The organism is Paraburkholderia sp. J63 (genome assembly GCF_905220245.1).
Lineage (GTDB): Bacteria > Pseudomonadota > Gammaproteobacteria > Burkholderiales > Burkholderiaceae > Paraburkholderia.
The window spans coordinates 36,993-48,877 of the sequence record NZ_CAJMZF010000054.1 but is presented as its reverse complement, the minus strand read 5'-3'; the positions used below and the strand labels follow the sequence as shown (position 1 = coordinate 48,877).

Sequence of the window (11,885 nt, the reverse complement as noted above, 5' to 3'; positions counted from 1 at the left end):
CAGAAAAAACAGGCAAGGCCTGGCGCCTTGCCTTTTTCACATGGCCGGCCGGCGGGTGAGCCGACCGGCGCCTGGCGCCTTAGATATGCAGGCGCGTGACCTTGGTGCCCGCGAGCGAGACGTCGGCCATCAGGCCCGCATTGGTCATGACGAACACTTCGACCGGATGCGTGGCCGTGTTGGTGTCGACGGCGCCGTTCGCGCCCACCGTGACGAGCGCGACCGAGGCGTCGGCGCCCGCGGCCCAGCCGTCCGTGCTGCGGAATTTGTTGAGCGCGTCGTCGGTCATGAAGCAGAAGATGATGGCCTTCGACTGGGCGCCCGCCTGCAGGCCGAACGAGCCCGAGACCGTGCTGTAGTAGCCCGTGGTGGCGCCGCCCACGCGCAGCGCGCCCTCGCCGTACTGGGCGCCGACGATGAAGCCGGCCTGCAGCACCGACGGGAACACGAGCACGCCGCGCGACTTCGCGACGAGTTCATGCGAGCCTTGCACGGTGGAATAGAGCTTCGCGAGGCTATTGTCGACGCTCGCGTCGATCGAGCGGCGCTTCGACATATCGGTTGCGGCGTTGGAGGAATTGCCCGGCGTGGTGGTGCAGCCCGCGAGCGCCAAACCGCCGGAGGCGAGCGCGGCGGCTGCCGAAAGCATGAAGTTGCGTCGTTGCATGTTGTTGTCTCCACACAAATGAGGGGGCGTGGAGAGAAGCAGCAAGCCGTGTGCCCGGAGCGGCGCAGCATGGCGCCGTAGGCAATCGCCCGCCTGCGTAACAAGGGCGCGGTGGCTTCGATTACCGCGGAGACCCATCCGCGCGCGCCGCGCCGCAATGTAATTGCGAGCGCGATGGCACCCGATTTACGGCTAGCCGCGGCTCAAATATTGCAATAGCGCCCCGTTGAACGCGGTCGGGGCGGGCCACATCTGCCCGCCCCGACCGGTGAGACGCTCACCTGCCCACGCTGCTCAAGGCGTGGCGGGCTGCCACGACGAATCAGGATTGAAGCTCTTGAGCGCGGCCGCCGTGCGCGCGCCGTTGGGCCCGAGATTCTTCTGATAAAGCTTGCCATCCTGATTGACGATGAAGCTCATCACCCCCGTCTTGCCATACTGCGCCGGCCACGCCACGAGCGCGAAGCCATTGGCCAGCTGGCCGCCTTCCATGTAGCTGCGCGCGCCGCCGTCCGCATGCGCGCCCTGCGCCGTGAGGATGCGGAAGTGGTAGCCGTGATAGCCCTCCTGCGGCGTGACTTTCGCGTTGTTCGGCATGGTTTCGGCGAGCGGGCCCAGCGGGCTCTCGGCCTCGCCGGGCGCCACCGGCCAGTACAGACCGTCATGCGTGCCCGGCGTGCTCACGATGCGCTGCGCGTAATGCTGCGTGAGCTTGCGGTAGTCGTTCTGCGCGTCGACATAGGCGAGCGAGCTGAGCATGGCCGCGCGCTCGTTGCGGCCAATGCGCCGCGTGAGCAATTCGGTTGCCCCCTCACGCGGATCGAAGCGCCAGCCGCTGGCGTTTTGCACGATCGGGACCGGCAGCGTCCAGCCGCTGTCGCCCACGGCCAGGTGGGCGCTCGCCTTGCCCGCCACGGGCGTGGCGTCGGCGACGATCTGATGGCCCTTCGCCCACGCGCCGAGGAAGTCGTAAATGTCTTCCTGGCCGATGTCCCTGGTGGGGATGAAGTGCTGGAAATCGTTGCCGAGCACGTGCTTCATCGCGTCGTGGTCGTTGGTGGCAAGCGCATTGGTGAAGGCGTCGGCCGCCGCTTCGGGCGTGGCGTAGACGGCCTGCGCCGAAGCCACGCCCGCGCCGGGCACGGACAGCAGCGCGGGCGCGGCGAACAGCGCGAACGCCACCGCTGCGGTGAGCCGGGCGAGCCCGGCGGGTCGCGTGCTGCGCGGTGCGCGTTGCGACAGACGGCGTGCGTGTTTGCGGATCATCGCAAGACTCCTATAGAGATTCAACGACGACCGAAGTGGCGTTCGCCGCCACCACCACCGCCGAGCCGGCCACCGCCGCCACCGCCTCCGCCGAACGAACGCCCGCCACCGCCACCGCCATTGAAGCCGCCCTGGTTCTGGAAGGCGCTACGGCTTTGCTGACCGCGCTGCATGTCGGCGCGCGCCGAATTGCCGTCGCCGGCGCCGCGCAGCGCGTTGTCGCGATTCGCGCTCTGCGCGCGGTTGCCGAGATCGTTCGATCGATTGGCGTTCTGCGTGCGATTGTTGAGTTCGTTGCCACGGTTGCCGTTCTGCGTACGATTGTTGAGCTCGTTGCCGCGGTTGGCGTTCTGCGTGGCGCCCGAGAGATTGCCGTTCGCGCGGTTACCGTTCGCACGATTGCCGGCGGCGTTGCCGCCGTGCTGGATATCCTGGAGGCGCTGGCTCGCGTTGCCGCTCATGTTCTGGCCGGTACGGTTCTGCAGGGTCTGCATGGCCTGCTGACGCGACTGGTCGTAACCGCGGTACTGGTTGCGCTGACCGTTCAGGTTCCCGTTGTTCAGACGCTGGCCGTTGAGGTTCTGGTTGTTGAAATTATTGCGGCGCTCGACATTGGCGTTGCGATTCCAGTTCGCCGTGCCGTTGGCCGAGTTGATGCGGTTGTTGACGTTGATGTTGTTGTAGCGGTTCACGTTGATGTTGACGTCGTGATTGCCCCAGTTGAAGCCGCCCCACAACGAGTTCGCCACCGCGACGCCCGCGCCGAACGCGAGCCCGCTCACGAAGCCCGCAGCGATCGCATAGCCCGGAGGCGGCGGCATGTACACGGGCGGATAGGCGGGATACGGCCACGCGCCGTACACCATGGTCGGGTTATAAGTGGGCACATACACCACTTGCGGATTGGCCGGCTCGATCACGATCGTTTGCGTAGTCGAGGTGCTGGTGGCCGGCTGCACCACCACCTTCTGCTGCTCGTTGGACTTGAGGTTGCCCGCCTTCTGTGCCTGCACGCGCAGGCGCTGCACGGAATCCATCACGTCGTTGGGCTGCGCGAGGAAAGCATTGCCGATCTGCGCGACCCAGTCGGGCTTGGAGTCCATGGTGGCGAGCACCTGCGGGAAGGCCACGAGCGACTGCACGCTCGGGTCCCACGGCTGCGAGGCGACGGCCTTCACGGCGTCGTCGCCTTTTACGTTCGGATTGGCCTTCGACCAGGCGGCGGCGGCCTGCACGTCCTGCGGGAACGTGGCGGCCATGAGCACCTGCGCGAGCAGCGCGTCGGGATAGAGCGCGATAGGCGCGGTGAGCGAATCGAGTTGCTGGTTGGACAGATGTGCCGCGTTCTGCGCGATGGCGGCGGCAGGCCCGGTCGGGCCGATGAACAGCGGTGCGGCCGCGAGCGCGGCGCACATGAGCCAGGCAGCGCGCTGGCGTACACCGGACGATTTCACGAATCGTTCCTCCTCGTTGCGATGGGTCTTTCGGCCCCCGGAAAAGGGCGCCTGCCTGCGGTGCGGACTGACATTCGAATACGGCACCGCGATGTGATGCAACGTCGTGCAACGTACTAGCGGCAAAATAAAGGGGTATGACTCAGAGTGTCAACCGCGTTTTCATTAAAGTTTGCCCGTTTATAAAAGTGCGCCAATTTCCCTGAACGAACCGGACTGCGAAACAATCCGCACTGCATGAAATTCCGCTTTTCATTCAATGTGCTGCGCCTTCAGGCTGCTTGCGGCCCGGCGACAAGTGCATACGCACAAAGCCCACGTGCTCGCGCAGCACATAGAAGGCATCGGCATACGCGAGCGGCATGCGCAGCGTATTGAGCGAGCGCTCGATCTCATCGAGTTCGGCAACGAGCGCGCGGCGCTCCTCCTCGTTCGAATGCTTGAGCGCATCGCGCTCGATGGCGATCAGCGCGCCGTAATAGCGATAGATGCGCGAGCGCACGCGCCAGCGATACAGCGCGGGAATCGCCCGCAGCGCCGGAAACACCAGCACCGCGAGCGGCAGCAGCAGCACGAGCAGACGGTCGGTCACGCTCGCGAGCCAGAACGGCAGCGTGCGGTAGAGAAAGCTCTTGCCCGACTTGTAATAGCGCGTGGCGTCTTCGCTGATGCGGAAATCATGCGCGACGGGGCTCGGGAATTCGCCCGCGCGCTGCAGCAGCCCGGGCATGCCGTTCACCTCGCCCGCTGCTTCGATGATGAGATCGGAGATCGCGGGATGCAGCGTGTTGCGCGCGACGATCTCCACGGTCGGCCCGATCAGATGCACGGTTTGCGGCGGCACGCGGCGGCGCAGGTCGAGCACGCCGGGCGGCAGGTCGATGCTCTCGAGATACGGAAAGAGCCGCGTATAGGCGGCCTGCTCGTCGAAGCTCATCACCGAAATGCCGGGAATGCCGAGCAGGCGCTGCATGAGCTCGCGCGTGGTGGAGTCGCCGCTCAGCATGGCCACGTCCACGCGGTTCGAGACCAGCGCCGTGGCGGCCTCCATGCCGTCGAGCGGCAGGAAGGTGGAGTCGCCGCCGGGGTCCATGCCGTTCGCGTCGAGCAGCTTGAGCGAGAGCTCGCGCGTGCCGCTGCCCACGCGGCCGATGGCAATGCGCCGGCCGTCGAGATCGGAAAGCTGCGTGAGCCCCGAGCCGCGATAGAACACGACAATGGGCAGATAGGCGACGCTGCCGAGCGAGACGAGCGAGTTCGTGTCGAGTCCGTCGGCCACGCCGCCCTGCACGAAGGCGAGATCGACCTTGGCCTTGGGATCGAGCAGGCGCTGCAGGTTCTGGACCGAGCCGTCCGACTCCTCGATCTTGAGCTTCACGCCATTGCGCGCGAGGATCGCGCGGTAGGCCTCGGCCATCTGCATGAACGAGCTGTCGCGCGGCCCCGCGCTGATGGTGATGGTGCGCGGCGGCGCCGGATCGACGAGCCACACGAAGACCGCGACCACCACGATGCAGAACAGCGCGATCGGCAGCGTCGTGAGCGCGAGGTCGCGCCACGCGGGATGCGATGGGTCGCGCATGAAATGCGGCAAAGGCGGTCGATGTCGTTTCATGAGAACCCGGCGGCAATGCGTCGAACTCGAGAAACCCCATCATGCCATTTTCGCGACGGATCGGAACGCTGGTGTTTGCCAGAGTGTGCATATGCGCAGTTGCGGCGCGACGGTGGCTTGTCTTGCACCGGCGGCCCTGCCATGCACCACTCTGAAAGCAACGTAAGCGCCTGCTCAGACGCCCGATGCGCGAGTCATCGCGCCTTCACTGCGCCGCTGCGTGGGTCAGTGCGAAGAGTTCGGCGCGCAGCGCCTTCGCGCGATCGCGCTTCATGTATTGCTCGAATTCGGTCTGCGCATCGAGCCACAATGCATGCGCCTTCTCGTAGCGGCGCACGCCGCTTGTCGAAAGACAGTAGACGAGCGTGCGCGTGTCATGCCCGGACGCGGACGCGAGCACGAGGCCGTCGCGCTGCAGCGGCTTGAGCGCGCGCACAAGCGTCGTGCGGTCCATCACGAGGTCGTCGGAGAGCTCGGCCGCCGTGGCGTCGGGATGGCCGGAAAGACGCGAAAGTATCGTGAATTGCGCGGCCGTCACGCCCGCCTGCGCGAGATGGCGCTCATAAAGCTGCGTGACGAAGCGCGCCGCCTGCCGCAGCGCAAAACAGTTGCATTCCTCACGTGTCACTCGCTTTGCCATCTGCGCTCACCTCTTTCGCTTCGTTCATCATGCGCCGTGCTCGACCTCTACGCGCACGGCCATCATACTTTCTCGAGCCCGAGCGCGATACCCTGGCTGCCGCCGATGCAAAGCGTCACGACGACGCGTCGCGAGATGCAACGCGCGCTCGCAACGCTTAAGCAACGGCCGGAAAATCGAGCGTCGTATCGTTCACGCGGTTCACGAGATTCGTGAACGTGATCGACGCAATCGCAAGCGCGATCTCCACGATCTGCCGCTCCGTGTAGCCCGCCTCGCGAATCGCATTGACCTCGGCTTCGGCCACGGTGCCATGCGTGCGCACCAGCACGCGCACGAAATGCACCAGCGCATCGCGCTTCGCGTCGCCGGTGGCGTCGCCCGCGCGAATCTGCTTCATCACTTCGGGCGCGAGGCCCGCAAACTTGCCCGCCAGCGTGTGTGCAGCCACACAGTAGTCGCAACCCGCCACTTCGCTCACCGCGAGCTTAATGGTTTCGATATCGGGCTTCGCGAGCGAGCCGCCAGCCAGCACGGCATCGACGGCCAGCATCGCGCCGAGCGCTTCGGGGCTATGCGTGCCGATGGTGGCGTAAGCGTTCGGCACCTTGCCGACGGCCTTGCGGATCTTCGCGAAGATTTCGGCGGCGGCGCCCGTGGCGGCTTCGGGGCGAATAGCGGAAAGACGGGACATGATCGACTCCTCGTAGATGAACTGAACTGGACTGACTGGGTTGCATCGCCATCGTCGATGGCATGGAGCCAGTCTAGCCGCGCAGTCCGGCGCTTTTAATGCCAGAATGGCGCGACTTCATGCCCGTTCGTCTCACGCTGCTCGCCCAGCCGCCGCACATGGATATCCTCAGCCGCCTCCTGACGCTCATGCCCGTCGCGGGCTGCCTCGACGTGCGCTGCCATTTCGGTGCGCCGTGGCGCATCGATCAACCGGCCGCCGATGCGCGCGAGATCCGCTATCACGTGCTGCTGAGCGGCACGGCCATCGTCGAGGATGCGCACGGCGCGCCCACAGCCCTTCACGCGGGCGACATCGTGCTGTTTCCCTCGGGCTCGCCCCATCGGCTGCACGATGGCAGCGGCGCGCCGCCGGCCGCCGTCGAACGGCGCTTCGAGCACGGTCATGCGGTTGAAACGAACCTCGCCGAAAGCCACGCCGCGGACGTGCTCTGCGGCCGCTTCCTGCTGCCCGCCGTGCCGCAGCGCCTGCTGCGCGAGAATCTGCCCGCGCGGCTCGTGGTGCATAGCGCGAGCGCCGGCGGCGATCCGCCTGAGCGCCTCATGCGCCTGATCGCGCTGCTGCGCGACGAGGCACAGGACGCCCAGCCCGGCAGCGAGTCGCTCGTCAACCATCTTTCGGGCGCGCTCTTCGCGCTCACGCTGCGCTACGCGAGCCATGCCGATACGCCGCCGCGCGGCTTGCTCGCGCTCGCGCAGCAGCCGCGCCTGCAGCCCGCCATCGACGCCATGTTCGATGAGCCCGGCAAGCCGTGGACGCTGCCGGAGCTGGCCGCGCTGTGCCATATGTCGCGCGCGACGTTCGCGCGCCACTTCGACGATGCGATCGGGCACAGCGCTACCGACGTGCTCACCGATATCCGCATGACGCTCGCGGGCCGCCTGCTCGCGCAGGGTGGCCAGCCGGTGGCCGAGATCGGCGAATTCGTGGGCTATCAATCCGATGCCGCATTTCAGCGCAGCTTCAAGCGGCATGTGGGGATGACGCCCGCGCAATGGCGTGCTGCCGCACGCTCGGGCGGTTGAGCGGCACGATGGTGCGCGTTGTGCGCCTTGCGCCGATGTCGTGAAAAGACTACGCATGGCGGCGCGCATGTTCACCCCCCTTGCGCCACGCGCGCGGCGGGCATCGCGGACGTTGGGGCGCGGGCCGCAACCACGTCGCCGCTCTGGCTCCAGCCGCCGCCCAGCGACCGGTAGAGCGCCACCGCCGCGAGCGCGCGCTCGCGCTGCGCGTCGTTGAGCAGGTCGGCGTCGGCCAGCCAGGTCTGCTGCGCGCTCAGCACGTCGAGAAAGTCGGCCGCGCCCCCCTTGTAGAGCTGGTTCGCGAGCTTGAGCGCCTGCTCCGAGGACGCCACGGCGTCGCGCAACTGCTGCGTTTCGCTGGCCGTGCTCACGAGATCGCTGCGGCTGTCTTCCACTTCGCGCAGCGCCTCCAGCATCGTCTGCTGCAAGTTCAGTTGCGACTCGCGCATACGGCTCTCGCTCTGCTCGATATCGGCGGTGATGCGGCCCGCGTTGAAGATCGGGCTCGTCGCGCCGAGCGCCGCGCTGAAGAGGTTGTCGGTGAGCGTGGGCAGGCCGAGATACGACGATGCGAGCACGCCGTCCGTGAGATCGAGCGAGAACTTCGGATAGCGCTCCGCGCGCGCCACGCCCACTTCCGCCGCGCGCTGCTGCACCGTGGCGTAAGCGGCCTGCACGTCGGGCCGGCGCAGCAAGGCCTCCGAAGGCAGCCATTGCGGCACGTCGGGCGGCGCCGCAGGAATGGGCGCGGGGGCCGCCAGCGCGAGCTGCGCGACCGACTCGGGCGTGCGCCCCGAGTACACCGCAATCAGGTTCAGTTGACGATCGATGCTCGCCTGCGCTCGTGGCATGCGCGCCTGCAATTCGCTCAGTTGCGTTTGCGCGCGCGTGACGTCGAGCTGGGTCGAAAGGCCATACTTCAAGCGGTCTTGCGTCAATTGCAGCGTGCGCTGCCGTATCGATACGTTATCCTGAATAAGTTTCAGTTCGGATTGAGCCCAGCGCAGATCCACATAAGCCGATGCGGTGTCCGCCGCCAGCGCGAGCCGCACGGCATCCAGCGCATGTTGCTGGCCCACCAGATTCGCCTGCGCCGCGAGCAGTTCGAGCCGTTCGCCGCCGAACACGTCGGGCGCCCAGCTCAGCGCCACGCCCGCGCTCGCCTCTTTCACGTAGCCAAGCGGCGGCGGCGTGTTCTGCCGCGCGTACGCGCCTTGCGCCGTGAAGTCCAGTTGCGGCAGCAGCGCGGCGTGCTTCTGCGTCGTGATCGATTGCGCCTGCTTCACGCGCTCGGCGGCGGCCTGCAAGTCGAGATTGCCGCTCAGCACGCTCGAAAGCAGCGCGTCGAGCGTCGGGTCGTCGAAGCGCGCCCACCACGCGCGTGCGTCGATGGCGTCCTGCGGCGCCTCGATGCGCCACGTGGCGGGCGCCGTCGCCTGCACCGCGGCAGGCAGATCGGCGTGCTGCGCAGGCTGCACGGCGCAGGCGGCAAGCACGGCGGCAGCAAGTACGGCGAGGCCGAGGCCCGCGGCGCGCACGAGGCGCGTTCGCTTCAGGAAAGGAGCGTCTTGCGATTGCATAGGAAACCTTAGCGACTCAATGAGCATCGGGTGGCGGCGCGCCGTGAATGGGCCGCGAGAACGCCACGCAGGCAATGGCGACCACGAAGCACAGCGAAAGCACGAAGAACGTATCGGAGAACGTCATCACCAGCGCCTCGCGCAGCACCAGCGCATGCAGTTGCGCGAGGCCCGCTTGCGCCGCGTCGAGCGTATTGCCCGCGACGGCGGACCAATGGCTCGTGCTTCCCGCGAGCAAGGTCTCGACTTGCGGAGCGCCTTGCACGACGCGCTCGTTCAGGCGCAGATAGTGGAAATTGAGCCGGTCGTTGAGCATCGTCGCGCTCACCGCAATGCCAATCGCGCCGCCCAGGTTGCGCATCAGGTTGAAGAGGCCGCTTGCCGACTTGAGCCGCGAGGGCGGCAGCGAGCCGAGCGACATCGTGACGATGGGGGGAATCGCAAACTGCTGGCCCACGCCGCGCAGCGCCTGAGGCAGCAGGAATTGCTGCCAGCCCCAGTCGTGCGTGAGCGGCACGTACAGATAGCAGCCGAGGCCGAAGCACACGAGGCCGAACAGCATCAACACGCGCAAGCTGAAGAAGCGCGTGGCGAACGCATAGACGCCGAGCGCGAGCATCTGGAATACGCCCACCGAGAGCAGCGAGAGCCCGATCTGCAGCGAGCTGAAGCCGCGCACTTCGGCAAGAAAGAGCGGCGTGAGGAACACGGCCACGAAAATGCCGATGCCCGTGACGAACGAGAGCACGCTGCCGATGCCGAAGTTGCGCACCGCGAGCGCGCGCAGGTCGACGACGGGCTCCCTGGCGGTGAGCGCATGCACGACGAAGAGAAAGCCGCAGATCGCCGAAATCCACGCGCAGGCCACGATGGCGTCGTCGCCGAACCAGTTCTTGCGCGGCCCTTCTTCGAGCACGTATTCGAGGCAGCCGAGAAAGCCGCACATCAGCGCGATGCCGGCATAGTCTCCGCGCCTGATGAGCGCGAGATCGGGTTCGTCGATATGCACGTACCTGGGCACGAGCGCGGCCACGGCGATGCCCGGCGCGAGGTTCAGATAGAAGAGCCAATGCCACGACCATTGATCGGTGATCCAGCCGCCGATCACGGGGCCGAGCGTGGGCGCGAGCGAGGCGAGCGCGCCGATGGTCGTGGACGCCACGAGCCGCTGCTTGCCCGGAAAAAGCACGAAGGCCGTGGTGAACACGGTGGGGATCATGGCCGCACCCAGCGCGCCTTGCAGCGCGCGAAAGGCAATCATCGAATCGATATCCCATGCGAGGCCGCAGAGCATGCTCGTGAGCGTGAAGCCCACCGCCGAGGCGACGAACAGCCAGCGCGTGGAGAACACTTTCGAGAGCCAGCCGGACATCGGAATCACCATGATTTCGGCGATCAGGTAGGCGGTCTGCACCCAGGACAGCTCGTCCTGGCTCGCGGAAAGGCCGCCGCCGATGTCGCGCAGCGAGGAAGCGACGATCTGGATGTCGAGCGTGGCCATGAAAAAGCCGATGCACATCAGCGCGAAGGCGAAGGCGCGCTGCGCCATGGGCTGCTCGTGAGGCGCGAACCTGGGCGGCGCGGCGTGGACCTCATGCGTCTGCCCGGCGGGTCGCGTGGACTTCCGCTCGGGACGTACCTCTACGACGGAACTCGTGTCGCTCATGACCTGCCGTCCTCGTTCAATGCGCGCCAGCGGCCGTGTCCCCGCCATCGCGCAGATGCACCGTCACGGTGGCGGAAAGGCCGGGCCGCAGCACGCCCTCCATGCCTTGCGGCACCTTCACGCGAATGCGCACCGGCACGCGCTGCACGATCTTCGTGAAGTTGCCCGTGGCGTTCTCTGGCGGCAGCACGCTGAAGGTCGCGCCCGTGGCGGGCGCGAGGCTCTCCACCGTGCCGTGCAGCGTTCCGCTCGCGGCGTCGAGCGTGACGTCGGCGCGGTCTCCCGCGTGCATCTTCTTCAACTGGTCTTCCTTGAAGTTCGCGTCCACCCAGAGGTCGGCGGCCGGCACCACCGTGAGCAGCGGCGCCCCCACGTTCGCTAGCATGCCCACGCGCGCCGTGCGGTTGCCGATGTAGCCATCCACCGGCGAGCGGATCGTCGTGTATTCCACGTTGAGCGCGGCAAGGCGCCGGTTCGCCGCGGCCGTCGCCACGCGCGCCTCGGCATCCGCGATCTGCGCGGCGAGTACGTCGAGCTGGCGCTGCGCGGCCACCACCGAGGCGCCGCTCTGCGCCACCGAGGCCTGCGCCTTCGCGTAGTCGGCATCGGCGCGCTCGACCAGTTGATTCGACACCGCGTCGTCTTTCACTAGCGCGCGGTAGCGCGTCTGATCCTGTGCGCTGCGCGTGAGCTCGGCGTCCGAGGCCCGCACCTCGGCCTGGTGCTGGCCGATCACCGCCGCCTGCAGCGTGCGCTGCGCCTGAAGCTCCGTCACCGCGGCGCGCGCGCTCGCGAGCTCGGCGTCGGCCTGGGCGAGCTTCGCGTCGTAGTCGCGCGCGTCGAGCCGCATAAGCACCTGACCCGCCCGTACGCGCTGGTTGTCCTGCACGAGGATCTCGGCCACAAAGCCGCTCACGCGCGGCGCCATCACCGTGACGTTGCCGCCCACGTAGGCGTCGTCGGTGCTCTGTATGAAGCGCAGCACGAAAAACCAGTAGCTCCCCGCCGCCGCGAGCACGAGCGCCACCGCGCCCAGCGCGAGCGGCATCCAGGGCAGACCCGCGCGCTCGCGCCGCGCCGCAACCGGGGCAGGAGTGGAAGGACTCGACATGGCGATCACCTGTGCATATGCACTTTCAAAGATAAAAAAATGCCGCCATGGGATAAAAGGCGGTTCGTGAGGAGACCTTCAAGCAGTGCGCAGGACGCGCAGGAATC

Annotated in this window: 10 protein-coding genes; 1 reads left to right on the top strand and 9 read right to left on the bottom strand. The window is 67.0% G+C overall.

Annotated elements, in window-relative coordinates:
• Window positions 1-79 precede the first annotated feature (79 nt).
• The 6 genes from U5775_RS34620 to U5775_RS34595 form a co-directional block, all read right to left on the bottom strand.
• Window positions 80-667, bottom strand: a complete 588-nt coding sequence (locus U5775_RS34620) for a YSC84-related protein (protein ID WP_322062633.1) — start codon at window positions 665-667, stop codon at window positions 80-82.
• A gap of 294 nt (window positions 668-961) precedes the next feature.
• A complete protein-coding gene (locus U5775_RS34615; protein WP_322062632.1) occupies window positions 962-1,933 on the bottom strand; it encodes a DUF2950 domain-containing protein in 972 nt (323 codons plus the stop codon).
• Window positions 1,934-1,953: 20 nt separating this feature from the next.
• Entirely contained in the window at window positions 1,954-3,387 is a 1,434-nt protein-coding gene (locus U5775_RS34610; RefSeq protein WP_322062631.1) for a DUF3300 domain-containing protein, read from the bottom strand.
• A 256-nt stretch (window positions 3,388-3,643) separates the two neighbouring features.
• Complete coding sequence (locus tag U5775_RS34605) at window positions 3,644-5,002, bottom strand: TAXI family TRAP transporter solute-binding subunit (RefSeq protein WP_322062630.1); 1,359 nt, start codon at window positions 5,000-5,002, stop codon at window positions 3,644-3,646.
• Between the two features lie 205 nt (window positions 5,003-5,207).
• On the bottom strand, window positions 5,208-5,642 hold the full coding sequence (locus U5775_RS34600) for a MarR family winged helix-turn-helix transcriptional regulator (protein WP_322062629.1): 435 nt from the start codon (window positions 5,640-5,642) through the stop codon (window positions 5,208-5,210).
• 157 nt (window positions 5,643-5,799) lie between these two features.
• Window positions 5,800-6,336: a carboxymuconolactone decarboxylase family protein gene (locus U5775_RS34595; RefSeq protein ID WP_322062628.1), complete on the bottom strand. Its 537-nt coding sequence runs from the start codon at window positions 6,334-6,336 to the stop codon at window positions 5,800-5,802.
• Window positions 6,337-6,494: 158 nt separating this feature from the next.
• On the opposite strand from U5775_RS34595, the gene U5775_RS34590 reads away from it, so the two are divergent.
• Complete coding sequence (locus tag U5775_RS34590; protein WP_322062637.1) at window positions 6,495-7,421, top strand: AraC family transcriptional regulator; 927 nt, start codon at window positions 6,495-6,497, stop codon at window positions 7,419-7,421.
• A gap of 71 nt (window positions 7,422-7,492) precedes the next feature.
• Here U5775_RS34590 and U5775_RS34585 read toward each other — a convergent pair whose 3' ends face one another.
• The 3 genes from U5775_RS34585 to U5775_RS34575 all read right to left on the bottom strand — a co-directional run bounded on the left by U5775_RS34585 (window position 7,493) and on the right by U5775_RS34575 (window position 11,778).
• Window positions 7,493-9,001, bottom strand: coding sequence for an efflux transporter outer membrane subunit (locus tag U5775_RS34585; RefSeq protein ID WP_322062627.1), 1,509 nt, complete (start codon window positions 8,999-9,001; stop codon window positions 7,493-7,495).
• Window positions 9,002-9,017: 16 nt separating this feature from the next.
• On the bottom strand, window positions 9,018-10,550 hold the full coding sequence (locus U5775_RS34580) for a DHA2 family efflux MFS transporter permease subunit (protein WP_322062636.1): 1,533 nt from the start codon (window positions 10,548-10,550) through the stop codon (window positions 9,018-9,020).
• A 133-nt stretch (window positions 10,551-10,683) separates the two neighbouring features.
• Window positions 10,684-11,778 carry an HlyD family secretion protein gene (locus tag U5775_RS34575; RefSeq protein WP_322062626.1) on the bottom strand — a complete coding sequence of 365 codons (1,095 nt, stop codon included), beginning with the start codon at window positions 11,776-11,778 and terminating at the stop codon, window positions 10,684-10,686.
• Window positions 11,779-11,885: the final 107 nt, after the last annotated feature.